Annotated in this window: 19 protein-coding genes and 1 pseudogene; 10 read left to right on the plus strand and 10 right to left on the minus strand. The window is 39.3% G+C overall.

Translation table 11 applies throughout. The features are described 5' to 3' along the window. The first annotated feature begins 159 nt into the window (after positions 1 to 159). From AC1TO8_RS10670 to AC1TO8_RS10680, 3 genes are read left to right on the plus strand one after another with little or no spacing between them, the layout of a single operon-like run. A complete protein-coding gene (locus AC1TO8_RS10670) occupies positions 160 to 447 on the plus strand; it encodes a nucleoside-diphosphate sugar epimerase (RefSeq protein ID WP_482055582.1) in 288 nt (95 codons plus the stop codon). A gap of 27 nt (positions 448 to 474) precedes the next feature. Continuing rightward, positions 475 to 819, plus strand: coding sequence for an alpha-helical endospore appendage domain-containing protein (locus AC1TO8_RS10675; protein ID WP_482055583.1), 345 nt, complete (start codon positions 475 to 477; stop codon positions 817 to 819). Then, positions 816 to 1,121 carry a hypothetical protein gene (locus AC1TO8_RS10680; RefSeq protein ID WP_482055584.1) on the plus strand — a complete coding sequence of 102 codons (306 nt, stop codon included), beginning with the start codon at positions 816 to 818 and terminating at the stop codon, positions 1,119 to 1,121. Before AC1TO8_RS10675 ends, AC1TO8_RS10680 begins: the two co-directional genes overlap by 4 nt. Positions 1,122 to 1,218: 97 nt before the next feature. Here the strand turns inward: AC1TO8_RS10680 and AC1TO8_RS10685 are convergent, their stop codons facing one another. The 9 genes and pseudogenes from AC1TO8_RS10685 to AC1TO8_RS10725 all read right to left on the minus strand — a co-directional run bounded on the left by AC1TO8_RS10685 (position 1,219) and on the right by AC1TO8_RS10725 (position 8,525). Continuing rightward, positions 1,219 to 2,412, minus strand: coding sequence for a YheC/YheD family endospore coat-associated protein (locus AC1TO8_RS10685; RefSeq protein ID WP_482055585.1), 1,194 nt, complete (start codon positions 2,410 to 2,412; stop codon positions 1,219 to 1,221). Positions 2,413 to 2,491: 79 nt separating this feature from the next. Continuing rightward, positions 2,492 to 3,445 carry an NAD-dependent epimerase/dehydratase family protein gene (locus AC1TO8_RS10690; protein WP_482055586.1) on the minus strand — a complete coding sequence of 318 codons (954 nt, stop codon included), beginning with the start codon at positions 3,443 to 3,445 and terminating at the stop codon, positions 2,492 to 2,494. Beyond that, positions 3,442 to 4,770, minus strand: a complete 1,329-nt coding sequence (locus tag AC1TO8_RS10695) for a UDP-glucose dehydrogenase family protein (protein ID WP_482055587.1) — start codon at positions 4,768 to 4,770, stop codon at positions 3,442 to 3,444. Before AC1TO8_RS10695 ends, AC1TO8_RS10690 begins: the two co-directional genes overlap by 4 nt. Before the next feature lie 17 nt (positions 4,771 to 4,787). Further along, positions 4,788 to 5,558 carry a GT-D fold domain-containing protein gene (locus tag AC1TO8_RS10700; RefSeq protein ID WP_482055588.1) on the minus strand — a complete coding sequence of 257 codons (771 nt, stop codon included), beginning with the start codon at positions 5,556 to 5,558 and terminating at the stop codon, positions 4,788 to 4,790. 20 nt (positions 5,559 to 5,578) lie between these two features. Continuing rightward, positions 5,579 to 6,424, minus strand: coding sequence for a glycosyltransferase family 2 protein (locus AC1TO8_RS10705; protein ID WP_482055589.1), 846 nt, complete (start codon positions 6,422 to 6,424; stop codon positions 5,579 to 5,581). 4 nt (positions 6,425 to 6,428) lie between these two features. Next, complete coding sequence (locus AC1TO8_RS10710; protein ID WP_482055590.1) at positions 6,429 to 7,502, minus strand: glycosyltransferase; 1,074 nt, start codon at positions 7,500 to 7,502, stop codon at positions 6,429 to 6,431. Further along, complete coding sequence (locus AC1TO8_RS10715; RefSeq protein ID WP_482055681.1) at positions 7,495 to 7,731, minus strand: hypothetical protein; 237 nt, start codon at positions 7,729 to 7,731, stop codon at positions 7,495 to 7,497. The genes AC1TO8_RS10710 and AC1TO8_RS10715 overlap by 8 nt, the downstream gene beginning before the upstream one ends. 96 nt (positions 7,732 to 7,827) lie before the next feature. Further along, positions 7,828 to 7,893, minus strand: a pseudogene (locus AC1TO8_RS10720) (hypothetical protein); the annotation flags it as partial. Further along, positions 7,863 to 8,525: a hypothetical protein gene (locus AC1TO8_RS10725; RefSeq protein WP_482055591.1), complete on the minus strand. Its 663-nt coding sequence runs from the start codon at positions 8,523 to 8,525 to the stop codon at positions 7,863 to 7,865. The gene AC1TO8_RS10725 and the pseudogene AC1TO8_RS10720, both read right to left, overlap by 31 nt. Before the next feature lie 174 nt (positions 8,526 to 8,699). Here AC1TO8_RS10725 and AC1TO8_RS10730 point away from each other — a divergent pair, with 174 nt between their 5' ends. Both AC1TO8_RS10730 and AC1TO8_RS10735 read left to right on the plus strand, forming a co-directional pair. Then, positions 8,700 to 10,508 carry a glycosyltransferase gene (locus tag AC1TO8_RS10730; RefSeq protein WP_482055592.1) on the plus strand — a complete coding sequence of 603 codons (1,809 nt, stop codon included), beginning with the start codon at positions 8,700 to 8,702 and terminating at the stop codon, positions 10,506 to 10,508. 32 nt (positions 10,509 to 10,540) lie between these two features. Next, positions 10,541 to 11,620: a glycosyltransferase gene (locus AC1TO8_RS10735; protein WP_482055593.1), complete on the plus strand. Its 1,080-nt coding sequence runs from the start codon at positions 10,541 to 10,543 to the stop codon at positions 11,618 to 11,620. Between the two features lie 119 nt (positions 11,621 to 11,739). Here AC1TO8_RS10735 and AC1TO8_RS10740 read toward each other — a convergent pair whose 3' ends face one another. Then, entirely contained in the window at positions 11,740 to 12,813 is a 1,074-nt protein-coding gene (locus AC1TO8_RS10740) for a glucose-1-phosphate thymidylyltransferase (RefSeq protein ID WP_482055594.1), read from the minus strand. Positions 12,814 to 13,066: 253 nt separating this feature from the next. Here AC1TO8_RS10740 and AC1TO8_RS10745 point away from each other — a divergent pair, with 253 nt between their 5' ends. The 5 genes from AC1TO8_RS10745 (at position 13,067) to AC1TO8_RS10765 (ending at position 17,214) form a co-directional block, all read left to right on the plus strand. Beyond that, the gene (locus AC1TO8_RS10745) at positions 13,067 to 13,966 is read left to right on the plus strand and encodes a YhcN/YlaJ family sporulation lipoprotein (RefSeq protein WP_482055595.1); all 900 of its coding nucleotides are present in this window, start codon (positions 13,067 to 13,069) and stop codon (positions 13,964 to 13,966) included. Positions 13,967 to 14,166: 200 nt separating this feature from the next. Further along, positions 14,167 to 14,391 carry a helix-turn-helix domain-containing protein gene (locus tag AC1TO8_RS10750; RefSeq protein ID WP_438347154.1) on the plus strand — a complete coding sequence of 75 codons (225 nt, stop codon included), beginning with the start codon at positions 14,167 to 14,169 and terminating at the stop codon, positions 14,389 to 14,391. A gap of 342 nt (positions 14,392 to 14,733) precedes the next feature. Then, positions 14,734 to 15,714 carry an ABC transporter substrate-binding protein gene (locus AC1TO8_RS10755; RefSeq protein ID WP_482055596.1) on the plus strand — a complete coding sequence of 327 codons (981 nt, stop codon included), beginning with the start codon at positions 14,734 to 14,736 and terminating at the stop codon, positions 15,712 to 15,714. Next, positions 15,695 to 16,468 carry an ABC transporter ATP-binding protein gene (locus tag AC1TO8_RS10760; protein ID WP_482055597.1) on the plus strand — a complete coding sequence of 258 codons (774 nt, stop codon included), beginning with the start codon at positions 15,695 to 15,697 and terminating at the stop codon, positions 16,466 to 16,468. The genes AC1TO8_RS10755 and AC1TO8_RS10760 overlap by 20 nt, the downstream gene beginning before the upstream one ends. Then, positions 16,462 to 17,214: an ABC transporter permease gene (locus tag AC1TO8_RS10765; protein WP_482055598.1), complete on the plus strand. Its 753-nt coding sequence runs from the start codon at positions 16,462 to 16,464 to the stop codon at positions 17,212 to 17,214. Before AC1TO8_RS10760 ends, AC1TO8_RS10765 begins: the two co-directional genes overlap by 7 nt. Positions 17,215 to 17,453 lie beyond the last annotated feature (239 nt).

The following is a 17,453-nucleotide window of genomic DNA, read 5'->3' on the forward strand; positions in this document are numbered from 1 at the left end:
ACCAAACCATCTATTTCGAAGGGGTGTACATTTTTTTAAAATATAAGGAAGTATAAGTTTCACTTAATACTCTATTCCTTATATTTCCGCTGAAACGGGTACCGTCTTTGAAAAAGACGGCACAGCCGTTTCTACTTGATGAATTAGGGGGCCTTTTTTGTGCAATCCAAAATCGACGAAATGCTAACTCATATGTCAAATTCCCATCAACAAATGGCAAGCATCTTGGATGCTGAGCGTCAGATGGCTACCCATATGGCTCAGATCATTCATGAATTGCCAGATTCTAATCTGGAATTCGACGACATCAGCGCTTTAATTAATCATTCGGGGGGAATCAATAAAAGCATCATCGCATACCTGTTTAGTCTTGCAGACTTGGAGGAAGCCTTAGCAGAAACCTTGGGTCATGTTATTAGTGAATTGGGAAATCATGAAGAAGAATAAATTAATCCATACTGAGGGAGGACTTAAATGAGCAGAGAACGTACCTTTTTAAGGATGCTTGATGCAACCTCCAAAATACAATTTGATATTTCTATGATTCTAGAAGCTAAAGCTATTGAAGCCGAAAAGATTCGCAATTGGACTTTGAATCATTTTAATTCGGATGCGTTTAAGAGCCATGATAAACAGCTTCATGAGTCGCTACTAATAAGTGGACAGATTGTAGAACTTATTAAAGGGCTAACGAAGCTAGAGAATGGAATATGTAATAATCTGAAGGTTGTATTAGGGGGGGGAGAAGTGGGTGAAGACAGTGGTGATATGAATGGCTTCTTTGGTAGTCATTATGATCAAGGAGATCAGGAGAGATGAGTTATCTAGACAAACAACTCGAAGCTAAGATTGCACTTGTAAATGCAATTGCTCTCAGCCAACATGCGCTAGCCCGTATACTAAGCAGCATAGCGGATGTATCTTCCCATTCGGAAATCACAGCGCGCAGCTTACAAGAAAATATTAGATTGCTGACGGAGTATCAAAGTACGATGAGCCTTATGATAACAAGAATACCACTTCGGCGCAACAAATATGGAACTCCTTCATCACCCTGGATAAATGCATTTCATATCACTGCATTAAATAACTCCCGTGGAGTGCGGAAGAAAAGCGAATGAATACCCATAGGAAACCATGAATAAATAAAAACCCGCTCGGGATATACCAGCGGGTTTATTACTTACAAGTCTTATTTTTCTATTACAAAGGAAAGCGTTACTCTGCTATTATTTCCGTAGGGATATCAATCTCGACTCGAGAGCTGTCATGATCATCAGGTAAATAACTCGTTATTAATTCATCAGTCAAATGGTTTGCTAAGGCCATTGATTCGTCATGTTCCGATTTCCGTGTTTCTTGTTCGCTCAACTGACGGATTAGATAAGCTGCATAGTAAATGGGTGTTGCAAATGTTGCTCGCCATGTCTCCTTATCTCCAGCATCCCGGAACGTAATCCGTAAATCACGGAAGTTAACTTCTATAAGCCATGGGTGTTGCCACTCATCTAGGGCAATGTCCAATCCCAGGTCAGCAATATAAGGGAGTTCTTTTTCAAGTGTTTTTGCAATAAGCAACCCAAGCTTTGCGATAGATTTTTCAATTCGGGGTCCATTCCAACCCCAATGTTGAAAAAGTTCGGTTGCCTTCAGCGATTGTCCGCCGCAGTGAATATTGGTAACAATCGAACCTTTCTTTGCTACTCTCCCGACCATTCCAGTATACTGCCAGTGGCCCTTACCGTTCTTTTGCATGGATACCCGAAAATCAACAGGATTTCCATTATACGTCTTGAGAGAGACACCGCTCTGTACCAAGTAGTCTCGTTTCTTTCTTTTGATGAATCTAACAATTTGATGGATACCAACTTTATACATTTTAGTCCGCCCAAGTGCGTTGATTTCGGCTACTGTGTTGTTATTTATTTTACGGATGCGAATGATTCCGTTTCCGACAGATGATGTACTTGGTTTCAGAAACAGACATGTGTTTTGTTCCAATAGATCTTTGACCGAATGATGCGATACTGAATCTGTTGGTGGAAGATAGGGTAGAAGTTTATTATTCTTAGTTAAAATATGATGAACTTCCAACTTAGAAATGACGTTATGTTCGTTGAAGATGATCTTTCCCATCTTCTTCAAACGCTGAATCAACATTTTTGTGTTAGGATGATTCGTTCTCGTTCGGTTTATGATCACAGGAGGAAGTATACTTTTCACTCGAACAGATTCTATTCCGTCCCAACCCTGAACTGTACCCGTTCTCCAATTGATATCAAACAACGAAAAAAAAATAATTTTTTCCTCTATTTTTCTGGCGGTTTCCATATAGAAAGCCGGCTTTTCAAAGCTACGTTTACCTTTCATTAATTGGCTTAGCATTGCTTTTGAATACAGTATTCCGATCAAGCGTTTCACCTCCGATCACAAGTAAGAAAGATTTGTAATAGTGTATGTCCCGCAATCTGTTCGGAAACCCGATAAATGACTATTTTTCCTTTCTATAAAGATTAGATATATATAGCCATTGCTCAGTCATTCCTTCGATCAATGAAACGATTGGATCATACCCAAGTTCCTTACGGGCAAGTGAAATATCGCCGCGTGTTGTAAACGGGTCGCCTGGTTGCTCGGGTAAATAACTTAACCGCAATTTTTTTCCAGAGAGGCGTTCGATAGCTGTAATCACACCATTGACTGATGCTGTCTCGACTCCACCGATATTAAAAACAGTCCCGTGCTTTGTATAGTTCATCGCTTTAATATTTCCTTCAACTAAGTCGCTTATATAGGTGAAATCACGTGTTTGCTCACCATTTCCATAAATGGTTAATGGTTGGTCGAGCACAGCGGCCTTCATGAAACGGTGAAATCCCATATCAGGGCGCTGTCTTGGCCCATATACGGTGAAATATCTTAAAGCCGTATAGGGAAGTCCGTACTGTTTATGATAAAGAGAGCAGAGATGCTCTCCTGCTAATTTCGTTAATCCGTAGGGGGAAATCGGGCTAGTAGGTGAATCCTCAGAACTGAACGGTCCGACTCCGCCACCATAGACGGAGGATGAGGAAGCGTACACTAGCTTTTTTAACCTTGAATCTTTTTTGCATGCCTCAAGAATTTTTTGTGTCAGCAGAACATTTGCCTGTAAATAATCATTGAAAGATAGACCCCAACTATTTCTTACACCCGCTATACCTGCTAAATGAAATACAACATCGGCATCGTTAACGAGATGCTCCAAATCTGATTTCAATAAATCAACAGCATGCCATTGGAATTGAGGGTGTCCTAAAATATTCTTCAGATTGTCTTCTTTGATCTCCCGATTAACAGTGTGTTCCATATCGTCAATTCCTATGACAATATGTCCCCTCTTAAGTAGTTCTTCACTTAAATGAGAACCGATAAATCCCGCAGCTCCGGTAACAATAATGTTCATTTTACACCTCTTGCAATTCCGACATAATGCCAACCAAATCGACGCATTTCTTGTGGATTGAGAAAATTACGTCCATCGAATAAATAGGGGGACTCCGTTAGACCAACCCATTGTTGCCAAGGATATGTGGAGAATTGTGGCCAAGTGGTTGTCAACATGACTGCATGAACTCCGGTTGCCGCTTCATCTTCGTTCGTGAAAATGTTCACTCTTTTCTTTTCATGATCAAGGAGATCTTTTGACCAATGAATTTGCTCCACGGAAGTGACAGTAGGATCAATGACCCTTATTTCATCAACCCCTCTATCAAGCAAATGCTCAATGAGCCGAATGCCGGGAGATTCTCGTTGATCATCGGTATCTTCTTTGAAAGTGACACCCAGTACGAGCACTCGTTTGCCCTTTAAGGGAAGCGAAGATTCGATTTTTTGAACAAACCAAGCAATTTGTGAATCATTAATACGTTTGCCTTGCTTAAGCAGATGAAGATTTATTTTTTTTTGCGTTGCGAGATATAGAAGCTCATCAACATCTTTTGGAAAACAGGATCCACCGTAACCGATACCGGCGTGCAAATGATGCGGGGAAATACGCGGATCCATTCCCATGCCTATAGCAACTCCATCGATATCCGCTCCCACCACATCAGCTAACCGAGCAATTTCATTGATGTAAGAGATTTTAACCGCTAGAAAACCATTGGAAGCATATTTGATCATTTCAGCCGTTTCGTAGTTACAGATGAAATAAGACGTTTGTAGGGAACTATATAGCTGTTTCACTTTCTCAATCGCCGAATTTACTTCTCCGCCGATCACCGTTCGGGAAGGATGATATGAATCATGAAGAGCCGATCCCTCACGTAAAAATTCAGGGTTCGAGACCACTTCAATGTGATACTTATTCGTGTCGATTCTCGCTTCTAACTGCTGCTGCATCCAACGGTTAGTTCCAATGGGTACTGTACTTTTGGTAACGACAACTTTAGGTTCATTGATGTGTGTGGCAATGACCTCGATGACTTGTTGTATATAAGTTAAGTCTGCATTTCCGCTTAAGGTGGAAGGCGTACCAACCGAAATCATTAAGATCTCGCTTTGAGTGATAGCGAATCGACTATCTGAGGTGAAAATGATTCTTCCGCTTTTCAGTTTTTCTTGAAGCAATTGGTCCAAGCCAGGCTCACGGAAAGGAAGAATTCCATTGTTTAACATTTCAACTTTGAGTGTATCGACATCGTAGCCGATAACTTCATGACCCAGATCGGATAATACAAGCGCTGTCGTTGTACCGACATATCCGGAACCAATGACGGTAATCTTCAAATCGCAATGCCCCTTTCTTATGAGTACTCGCGTTTATCTAAATATTTGGGCTTCCATGGATTAACTTTTCGATTGCTTGTGACCATGAATACCGCTGACTTTCCAAAATCAATCGCGATTCGTCCCTGTTCCTCTGCCAATTTCTGCGCTAATATAACCGCATTAACTCCCGCAGAAATAAATACAATGTCACAATCTACAGATTTCATTTTGAGCAGAACTTTTGGAATTTGTTCATAACGATTAATAGAAATCGTTTTGATTATATCGATGTCGAAATCATCGTATGCTCGGCCGACCAAACTTTTGAAATCGTCAGCCCAACGGGAAATGACGACTGCTTTTTTTCCTTTCAGAATCTCCCAAAATTGCTGGTGTTCGACCATGTGACGATTGACGAACGTGTGGCAACATTTTTTTGGATGAATATTGAATCTTCTAAAGCAAGCATTCGTCAAAGGGCGTAAAAATTGTTGTTCAGCTAATATTTCATTGTCCTTATAGTAAGGAATACCTACAATGTCCGCTTTTTGGATCGACTTAATCAATTGATCGCGAAGTCTGACATTCGGTAATGTAACTCCTTTCCAGTTGGTACTTCGTGACAACCTCGCCCAGCGGGTGGACAGTGTTTTGCGAATCGGCCATACTTTGTATTGGGACAGTGTAATATTTTCACCATCCCCGACACGGACTACAGAAAGGGGCTCCTTTTTATCCAATGCCTTCCCGATTTCATCAATGACATCTAACGTCGTCAACCATTTTCTATCTTTCGGCCTGTTCACATATTTCCCTCACTTTAAATCTATTTTTTTATTAGCCTACCTACTTTAAGGCGGCCACGAACCCATATAAATTTAGGTTTATACTTATTTCCCCATCTTTTTAATGCTTTTGTATACAGGTATCTTGTAACATGGGCGTATTTATCACGGTTTTCTATTCTTGAATTATTTTTTTTATGCTTTAATCGGTTATATAATGGTTTGTTCACCCATTTAAATGCATAGCGTCCTGCTAGCTTGAGAAGAATTTGTCTATCCTCAGCAAAACGGCCGTTTTCCGGTACATTTCTCGACCAACCTCCAACCTGTTTTAGAGCTTTCGTTCGGTAAAATCGAGGATAAAACATCGAATGGAAAGTAATGAAGTCATATTTACCGTTGATTTGGCGTTTTCTTTTCGTGCCTTGATACTTGATCCTATCTCTTCTTTGGGCCTTCCAAACTTTGTCATTCCCATAGATAATTGCAACTTTACTGTTACATTTTTCTATTTTTTTCAGACAAGTTGCGAGTGTGTTCGGCTCATACCAATCATCTGCATCGAGCTGTGAGAAATATTTGGTATCCACTAAAGACAACGCATGATTCAACGTAAAACAAACGCCTCTGTTCTTCTTTAATTTCACATAAGTAATTCTTGGATCTTTTAAAAAAGGTGTAACCACTGCACTTGTATGGTCATTAGAACCATCATCAACAATTAATAGTTTCCAATTTTCGGTGGTTTGCCCTAATACACTATTAATTCCTCGGGCTATAAATTTTGCACGGTTATACGTTGGAATAACTACAGTAATAAGAGGTGAATAGCTGTCCGAGTGCTTATTCGTTAGCTGGACCTGTCTTACCTCTTGGATGTCATTCATGATATTACCCCTTTCTGATTAAATTCGAATAAATAGACTCTAATTTTCTTACCTGTTTCGAAGAATCGAAGTTACTTTCCACCTTTTTACGACCTTTTCTCCCCATTTCTTGTCGTATACTCGGATTTTCTATTAAATATTTGAATTGTTCCACTAATCCATTGATGGCTTTTTCAGGTACTAAGAGTCCTTCCTGTCCATCGGTAACCAACTCAGGAATACCTCCATGGCGTGTGGAAACGATGGGCAAGCCCGTCGCCATTGCTTCTTTTATTGCGTTAGGGATTCCTTCATGGTTTCCATCCTTGGTCGTGATGCTGGGCAGGCAAAATATATCTGCTCGGTACAACAACTCGGTGAGTTGGCTATGTGCAACGAGGCCTTTCAGTTGTACATATTTGTTTAGCTTTAATGATGAAATAAGATGTTTTATTTTTCTTTTTTCACTTCCTTCACCTACGATGACAAGCCGAATGGAAGGATATTGATCATGTATCTTTTTGAAGGCATGCAATAGATAGCGGTGCCCCTTTTTTTTATGCAGACGTCCGACAGAAATGATTGTTAGTTGTGCGGTTTTGTGATCGCGCTGTTTGTATGAGAATTTCTTAAGATCAATTCCGCTATACATAATTTCAATTTTGTACCTAGGACATCCCCATCTAATCAACTGTTGTTTCATATGGCGAGAAGGAACCGTGAACTTGTTGCCAACTCGGAACAATACAGGTAGCTTTCGATGATAAGATTTTCGTCTATTTCTTTTTGTAGGTAGATCAAACCCATGGAACGAGGTGATCATGGGAATACGAAGCTGTTGTTTCACACCGATTAGTCGGACACCAGCATTTCCAAAACGTGCATGAATGAGTTTAATTTTATTCTTCTTAAATACCATGGCAGTTTTTCTAGAGTTTTTGGGTAATTGTTTAATTCTAGAAAAAGGGAAAAGTTTTAAATTCATTTGTTTTCGTGCGAACACGATAGGTTTGAACGTTTCAATATTTTTTAACTCTTCATAAATAAATGTTTCCGAGGGTGGAAGATAACGATGACGAACAAAGGCAATTTTAGTCAAGACTGTTCCCTCTTTCTTGATACCGTTGTTTTCTAAAATAATGATTGTGAACAAATAACGATTTTTTCTTTTCCTGTTGAATCGTGAAATGAAGTTGATCAATGCTCATTCGGGAATACTTTTTCTTGCGTAGCATTCGTTCAAAAATATGAGGAAATAACAAGTCGATAGTTACAATATTTTTTACTTCAGGGGATAGTGGATTGTTGTCGTTGTAGATGTTCATCATTCTTAGGAATGTCTTTTTTTTAAATGGCTTTTTTTTTGTATACATGCTGTAAATACGAAGTAAATCTTTGGAAGGAAGATCATAGCGAACATCTTCAAAATCGATCAGTGTTAGTACATTCTCCTTATTAATTAGGTTTTTATGATGAAGGTCTCCATGCACCGCACCAAACCTTTGGCCGAAACAAGATCTTTCATGTAGTCTTGATAGCGACTTCTTTGCAGTTCTTTCAGTGCTTTTTTACCAAACTTATAAAAGAAAGAAAGGTTACTGTTGATGATTACATCTTTCTCTGACTTTGATTCTTTGTGTTTGCTGAACCAAACTTCTAATGACTTTAAACGCTGCTTATATTCCTTCTTCCAATGGAGATGATCATAGATTTTTACATCTGGAGGATAATCCAGTTCGCGGGAAGCATAGTGTAATTGGCTCATAATCTGAACAATGGATTCAAGGTCATTCCGATCCTTTAATCGACTTCCTTTACCTTCAATCCATTGGTATAGAACGTAAGGAACTACATTAAAGATCATGTACAGGTCACCATTTAAAGTCGGAATAGGAAGAGCCAGCCTTACTCCTCTTTGGGATAACAAATATTCTGATGTAGCGATGAAAAGTTGCCGCTCAGGTTTGATATAAAGGCTTTTGAGAGCATATTGTATACCCTCATTTGTGACAACTCGAGCGACGAAACTGGAGTTTTTTATGTGTTTGATCACATCCCAGGTTTGGATTTTAAATCCGAAGACTTTCTCCAATTCTTGTTTTAGTTGGTCTATTGCACCCACGATCCTCTCTTCCTCATCCGCTCTTTATACCACACTATGCACAACCCCTAAAAAAGAGTGGGCAAACCTATTCTAATTTATAAAAAACGATGTATCCAAAAGCGTATACACATTCTGTTTCAAGCACTCATAAATTAAAGATAAACAAGATATAATCTTGAGGGAGGAATACGTTTGCAACACATCGCAGTGGTACGTTCCGTTTATTTGCCGATTAGTGAAACTTTTATTTACGGCGAGATTCAACAAATGAAAGTCTATAAACCATTCGTTTTTTGTGAAAAAAAGAAGAATATAAGTTTATTTCCATTTAAAAATGTAACGATTGACCCCAAATATCATCAATTGAATCGGATGTTGCAGAAGGGATTTTTTCAACTGATTCATGCTAGGTTTGGGCCCTCTGGCATTAGAATGATGCCGTTAAAAGAAAAGTGGAGGGTACCACTAATCACATCTTTCCATGGCTGTGATTCGCCTGGTAGCAAAAGGATGAAACTACAGAAAAAATCATTAATGCGACTATTTACTGTCGGCGATTGCTTTACAGCCCCCTGTCAAGCAATGAAAGAAGATTTAATTAAACATGGCTGTCCGGAAGATAAAATTACTGTCCAATACAGCGGAATTGACCTTGAACAATTTGCCTATAAAGAGCGGACTATACCAACAGAAGGCCCGGTTCGGATACTATATGTCGGTAGGATGGTCGAAAAAAAGGGTGCTGAAATGCTGATAAAAGCTTTTAAGCGCGTCCAGCAGGTCTATCCAAATACTAAACTCTGCCTGATCGGCGACGGTGAGTTAAAAAATAAATTGCAACAGTTGAGCAAAAAGATGCAGCTTGAACAGTATATTGAATTTAAAGGTGCTCTAACGCATTCTCAGGTTGTGGAGCAATTGGAACAGGCACATATTTTTTGTCTACCTAGCATGAAGGACCGATCCGGAAATCAGGAAGGAATTCCGAACGCTATTAAAGAGGCGATGGCTTGCGGAATTCCAGTTGTATCCACATATCATTCAGGAATCCCAGAACTTATTGAAGATGGTAAGAATGGATATCTGGTTTCTGAACAAGATGTCGATGGACTAGCAGAGAAATTAATGTATTTAATGGGGCATCCAGAATTATGGAAAGAGTTAGGGAAGAACGCTCGAATTAAAATCGAGACAGACTTCAATCGTCAAGTACAAACGGTGAAATTAGAACAACTCTTTGAACAAGTGATCCAGACTCATGCAATCAAGATGCGGGAAAGACCTCTTTTCAGTGTCATTATTCCGACATATAATCGCGAAAGGTTTATCGGCAGAGCCATTAAAAGTGTTCTGCAACAGACCTGCACAGATTATGAATTAATCGTGGTCGATGATGGTTCAACGGATCAGACTTCAAAGATAGTGAAGTCGTTTGGGGAACAAGTCCGATATGTGTACAAAAAAAATGGTGGTCCTTCTGCAGGAAGAAATAAGGGGATTACTCTGGCAAAAGGAAGATACATCGCATTTTTGGATTCTGATGACCTCTTTCTTCCGGATAAATTACAAAAGAACAAAGAGTTTTTGGAAACCCATCCAGAGTGCCGTTTTCTATACAGTTGGTATTACAGTGTTAGACGAGGGAGGAGAAAACAGCTTATTAGTAATGCCAAAGGAATTCCTAATTTGAATAAGTTTCGACTTCAATTGTATGAGAGAAAGTTTACCATCCGAACCTCGACGGCAGTCATTCACCATAGTTGTTTTGATAAAGTCGGACTTTTTAATTCTAAATATCGTTATTCACAAGATTGGGATATGTGGCTTCGGTTAGCCTGTCATTATCAGGGGTACTGCCAAAAAAGACCATTAGTTTTGTACCGCAGACATAATCGAATACCTATCCCAATGGGGAATCGACACCGGCTAATTAGGAAAAATGCCTATAAATTATATCGTTGGGATAGGGAGGCCTTGTTAAGTCTGAAAAAAAAGTATTAAAACTAATATGAACATAAAAGGGGAAATTGTGCGTGGGAAAAAATGATCCTACTATTCTGCATCATAAATATTCATTGGCAGACGGGCATGTAGCAGCGCAAATCACGGGTATTAAAGGTTATAACGGAGTTATGGTAATGAGCAACTCGAAACAAAGTCGTACACATTCACCGTTTTCTTCCGTTCTTTCTTTAGAAACTATCAAACAAGATCAGAAGCTATTGAAAAAACATAATGTCGTTGGAGTTCATATTCACCATGGTACATTAGCATCTAAATTTCAATTCCTTAAAGAAGAACATGGAATCCCCTTATTTATCGGTTTTCGCGGGAAGGATGCTACCGCGTACCCTAAGGATGAAAAAAATCTAAAAAAATTAAAAAAGTTATTTCGATTGGGTGATCGGTTTTTCCCGGTATGTGAACATCTTAAAAAGGAGATTATCAAATTAGGGTGCCCAGAAAATAAAATTCGTGTTCTATACGGTGGCGTTGACTTAGACCGATTTGAATTCAAGTCCCGTAAATTAGATAGTAACAACAAAGTTCAGTTTTTGGCTATAGGACGTTTCGTAGAGAAAAAGGGGTTTTCGGATCTGATTCGTGCATTTTCACAAGTGAAAAAGAAAAATAAAGAGGTCAAACTAATTTTAATTGGCGAAGGACCTTGTGAAGCGAAATACCGTGAATTAATCAAAAAATTGCAACTTGGCACCAGTGTTGACATTATTCGATGGATTGATTACCGCAAAATTCAGAGGAAATATTACCAATCCCATATCTTTTGTGCTCCGAGTTGTACGGATCGGGAAGGGAATCAGGAAGGAATTCCGAATACGTTAAAAGAGGCAATGGCTACCGGGATGCCTGTTATATCAACGAAACATGCTGGTATTCCTGAACTGGTTGAGAACAAGGTATCGGGACTTTTGGTGTCGGAAAGATCGGTTAACGATCTAGCAAGAGCAATGTTCTGGTTAGCTGAACATCCTGAAAGATGGGATGTTATGGGACGGAAAGCACGAAAAAAGGTGGAAAAGGACTTTAATTTGACACATCAATTGGAAAAACAAAAAAAGTATTATGATGAAGTCCTCTTGAAATCGAAATGAATAGTAGCAAAAGGGACATGGTATGATTATAACGAAGAAGGCGGTGACTCTCTATACCAGTAGAGAGTCACCGCCTTCTTATTCTATTATTAGACTTATTATGAGCGCTATGAAGAGTTTTAGCAGGGGAAATTGAGATGCGACTTATCGCCTATCCATAACTGAATACATTGAGGCTTTTTCGGTTGTCCGATCACTTTCACTTCTCGGCCGATTAAACTTTCATCCACGCGATAAGGAATACTGTCGAGAACTGTATTCTCCATCACAATGCTATTCTCTATCTCACAGTTATAGATGGATACATTGTCAGAAATAGAAGAGAAGGGACCAATATAGGAGTTTTCAATAACCGTGTTTTGTCCAATAATGACCGGCCCGCGAATGACACTATTAATAATTTGGGCGTTCTTTCCGATCGAGACTGGTGAGGAGATGTTTGAATTTAGGTCGATCAATCCATTGATATCAATACTGGTCATTTTTTTTAATAAGTATTGGTTACATATGATCAAATCGATTGGATGACCTGTATCTTTCCACCAATATGGGGAACGATAAACCCCTAGTTGATATTTGTCGTCAATCAATTGTTGTATGGCATCGGTTAGTTCATATTCTCCACGCGGTGAAGGAGTGATTTTTTCAATCGCATCAAAAAGGGAATGCCGAAACAGATAAACTCCGTTGATGGCAAGATTACTTGGAGGATGTTTAGGTTTTTCGACTACTCTTTTTATTGTCTCACCTTCTAACTGAACAACACCGAATTGTTCCGGAAAATCTACGTGGCTTACGGACACCAAACCATCAAGATTCTCTGCTTGGAATTTGTCAATAAGGGGTTGTAACGGTCCGTCGATCACATTATCACCCAAATATAAAAGAAAGTCGTCATGCTGAATAAAGTGCTTTGCAACTCGAATGGCATCAGCCAATCCCCTCGGTTGAGGCTGATCTATTAAAGAAATGTCGATATTCCAAGGCTTCCCTGCTTGCAACTCTTCATCAAATATTTTTCGATATATAGGAGAAACAACGACGGCAATTTCCGTAATACCTGCTTGAATCAATGATTCAATTCCGTAGAATAGAACTGGCTTGTTCATCAATGGCAAGAGATGTTTTGGGCTAGAGAAGGTTAAAGGACGCAAGCGAGAACCTTTTCCGGCACATAAAATCAAGCCTTTCAATAAGAAAACCTCCCCCTATAAAAAAGTACTTTCCGTTCATCTGAACAAGTGATACCAATGTGGATATAGAACCTATTATGATGCTTCTTACTACTGTATGGGAGCTGGCTTTCTTTTGGCACGGTACTTATCATGGGAAGCGTAACAAGTTTTTAATGACTCACATTCCAAATTGTTTCAAGCATAGCTCTTTGTTAGAATGGTCATCCTATTTTATGTGAACGAACAAATTGTAGAGATGGAGGATGAATTCATGATACGATCCAAAACGATAACGATGTCCTTATCCGCTGCTCTCATCGTAGGTATGATTGGGGTAACGGGATGTGGAACCAAAAACACGGATAATCAGAATTTACGTACTAAAAGTGTGAAGTATAATACGAATTCAATCAATCAAAGCAACCTCAGTCGATATGGTAAAAATTCTGTGAATAATGATAGAGGTCTCGCTACACGCAGTGATAATCGGATGACGAATTTAAGGCACAGTGAAGAGCTTTCGAGTAAGATTGCTAAGATGAAACAAGTCGATATGGCAAACGTCATGTTAACTGGTGATAATGCTTATGTTGCTGTATCTATAAAGGACAATAACAATTTAAATGGCACGTCAATGAATCAAAATAGGACGAGTAGAGCTGGAAATGGTAACGGAACTGGATTCGGAACTACAAATGGAACTAATGCGTTGGGTATGGGTGGAAATAATGGCGTTGGGGCACCTGCTAGAACTGATTCAGGCACTAATGATCAAAATCAAATGACTGGTAATAACACAACAAATAACGATCAAGGCTATGGTGGAAAAATATCGTCAGGCGTTGACGATTTAATGCGTGGTTTAACAACTTCCCCAAATACAGGTAATGGAAATATGAATGGGGATGATCAATATATCACTACAGAAATTAAGGATATGATAGCGGATGTCATTAAGAAAAGTGATACTAACATTAAAAATGTTTACGTATCAGCAAACCCAGATTTTGTTGATCGAGTAGGAAACTTCGTGACTGATGTATCTAATGGCCATCCGATAAGTGGTATTGTGGATGAATTTCAGACGCTAGTTAATCGAATATTTCCAACACCATCAGAGAATGTGAACACTACAAATGATCTTAAACCAATGAACAATTTGGGGCGTTAATGAACTAATGGAAATATAGACTAAATAATGCTAAGAAACCTGTGAGAATCAGGGTTCTTGGCATTGTTTGCGTGTAAGGATAGCTGGCGCCTATTTTCAAGCAACAAAGCACCATTAATCACAATATTTCATAGAATGAGTTGACTGTATCCCTTTACCTTGTTATACCACAAAAACCCGAGCAAGGAGGGGTGACACCATTGAAGGGAAATGAGCACAACAGCAAATTTTTATTGACTCATCGTGAACGGGAAGTTTTTGAATTACTTGTTCAGGATAAAACGACACGCGACATCGCCGGTCTATTATTTATAAGTGAAAAGACAGTGCGTAACCACATTTCCAATGTCATGCAAAAGCTGAATGTGAAAGGCCGTTCTCAAGCGGTTGTTGAGCTGATCAAGCTTGGGGAACTCATAATCTAGCGGGCTTGTATAGCTAGCTCTGACTAACCTTCTTTACCTGAATCCCTTCTAGGGAGTGCGGTGAAGAAGGTTCTTTGATTTAAATTTAAAATATACAAATAATAAGGAGTGGTGTAAAATCGGAATATAGAATGCTTCATGGTAAAAGTAGAGAGACTCTTTAACAGGAATGATTGTGAATAAATTCGCAATGTATATGATGTCGTATATTACGCAATGAAGGGAGAAGGCATTCATTCCATATCCAAGTCATACTCGATTATTACATTCAAAACCCGAAGCAGTAAAGATTCTACACTTATAGAAATGACAATGAAAAAGACATGGAGGCTTGTAAGGATTATGGAGAGCAGAGAAATAAAGAAAGTAATTATACTTATGATGTTGGTTGTTCTAATTAGTGCCCTTGGAATTGGTTGTAGTTCAGCTGAAAATACGAATTCGGATGGTGCGAGAAAAGTGGAGAAGGAAATACGATCACTATCTCTTGGATTGATGCCCTCGATTGATGCTATCCCATTCATAATTGCTCATGAACAGGGCTTTGATCAGAAGCATGGCGTTAATCTGGATATCCAAACGTTTAAAAGTGCAAAAGATCGTGATGCGGCTTTCCAAGCTGGAAGGCTGCAAGGAATTAGCACTGATCTGGTCGCTATTGCTATTTATAATGAAGCAGGGATGGATGTTAAAATTGCTAGTACGACCTTTGGAGAATTTGATTTACTAACAGGAACTGACGGTATAAAAGAGGTCAAAGATTTAAAAGGGAAGTCCGTTATTCTTTCCAAGAACACGTCAACGGAATATACAGTTGCGATGATGCTCAAACAGGCGGGGCTGTCGGAGCAAGATATAACGATAAAAGAGGTACCGCAAATACCAACAAGATTAGAATTGTTGAAGAATAATAAGGCAGATGCCGCTATTGTGCCTGAGCCATTTGTTACGATGGGGAGATCTGCAGGTCTACATGTGTTGAGCTCGACGGTGGAAGCGGGGATTAATCCGTTTGTTTTAGCGTTTCAACAGAAGGTTATCGTTTCACATGAACAAGAAATTCTAGCGATGTACGCGGCATATGATGATGCGGTTTCTTATCTTAAATCCCATGAACAATCAGAATACATCGATTTGATTATTAAAGAAGTAGGCTTTCCGGAGAGCTTAAAGGATGAGATTAAGGTGCCTGACTATATATTATCAAATCAAGTGGATATACAAGAAGTGGAATCAGCTTTCGCATGGGCGAGGGAAAAAGGACTGCTTAGTAAAAATATAACTCCTGAAGAAGTGATCTCTGATGTCAGATTTAAGCAATAGCGGCCTTAGAGTCACGGATCTAAGGGTTGAATATACCGGAGGACAATTGGCGCTTGGACGTGTTAATTTAACGATACCTGAGCATGGGATGTACACGATTATTGGGCCGTCTGGTTGCGGAAAGTCCACGTTATTACGTGCCATTGCTGGACTTATCAAGACCTATCAAGGAGAAATTCTCTTTAATGAGAAATCCGTGCATAGCCAAGAAACACTGATTGGACTCGTCCCCCAAAGTTACGGTCTCCTTCCATGGAAAACGGTTCATTCTAATATACTTATGGCGATGAAAATTAGTCAGCCAGATACAGCACGAAGACAGGCTCAAGAACAGCAAATTGAATTTTGGCTTAAATCAATGGGTATTTCCGATCTAGCGGATCGTTATCCTTTATCACTCAGCGGGGGACAGCAACAACGAGTGGCGATTGCCAGAGCGTTTGCTATTTTACCGACGATGATGTTGCTGGATGAGCCGTTCTCTGCATTAGATGCGTTTACGCGTGAAACGATACAGCAAATCTTTTTGGACAATTGGTTAACTCACCCGACCACGACATTATTTGTTACGCATGATGTGGAAGAGGCAATTCTGCTTGGAGAGAAAATCATCGTTATGCCGTCCAATCAAGATGAGTCGCTCGAAGTGGTCGACAACCCTATCTTTCATATGAAGCATGAAGACAAGCGTAACAGTGACGAATTTTTTCAACAGATGAAGAACATTAGAAAGGTAATGCAGAAGAAATGGTGAAAAGACGTAAACTCCGTTATGGATTAACATTGTTATTCGTATTTTTATGTATGAATATAGCATGGTATATTGCATTTTTTCTCATAAATCATCCGATTCTGCCAAGTCCGGGCGCTGTTTACAACGCTTTAGGTCATTTGGGGATGCGAACGATAGGGCTTCATGTTTACTACAGTATGGGACGAATTTTTGTAGGTGTGTTACTGGGGTTAATTGTTGGACTGCTCATTGGTTTGCTCATGGGTCGGTCGCAGTTTTGGAATAAGCTTTTGGATCCTGTTGTCTATTTGACATATCCCGTACCTAAGATTGCGTTACTACCTGTAGTAATGCTGTTTTTTGGACTTGGTGAAGGATCTAAAATTTTGATGATTATGTTGATATTACTCTTTCAAGTCATTATATCTGTTCGCGATGGCGTGAAGGCTATTCCAGAGCATACCTATGATGTATTAACGAGTATTGGTGCAAGCACAGCGCAGAAATTTTGGCATGTCACGTTACCGGGTGCATTGTCCGTTATTCTTAGTACGATTCGTATTTCATTGGGAACAGCTATTTCCGTACTTTTTTTCACAGAGATCTATGGAACAGAACATGGTATGGGCTATTTCATTATGGATGCATGGTTAAGAATGAATTATTCGGAGATGTATGCTGGTATTCTACTATTCAGTTTGGTAGGCTTCGGGTTGTTCTTGTTCGTGGATTATTTAGATTATAAATTTATGAAGTGGCGGCATTGATTAGACCAAGGGTATATTGAATGTATAATTAGAATACGGGTATCATCCTTTTTCAAGGACGATACCCGTATTTATTTAAATATAAGAAAGTATAAGTTTCACTTGAATCAATTTCATAATCGCCGATACAGCTAAATCGGGTTGCGTAATTATGAAATTGATTCTTGATACCCTATTCCTTATATTTCCGCTGAAACGGGTGCTGTCTTTGAAAAAGACGGCACAGCCGTTTCTACTTG

The organism is Paenibacillus sp. Y859, from assembly GCF_056786405.1.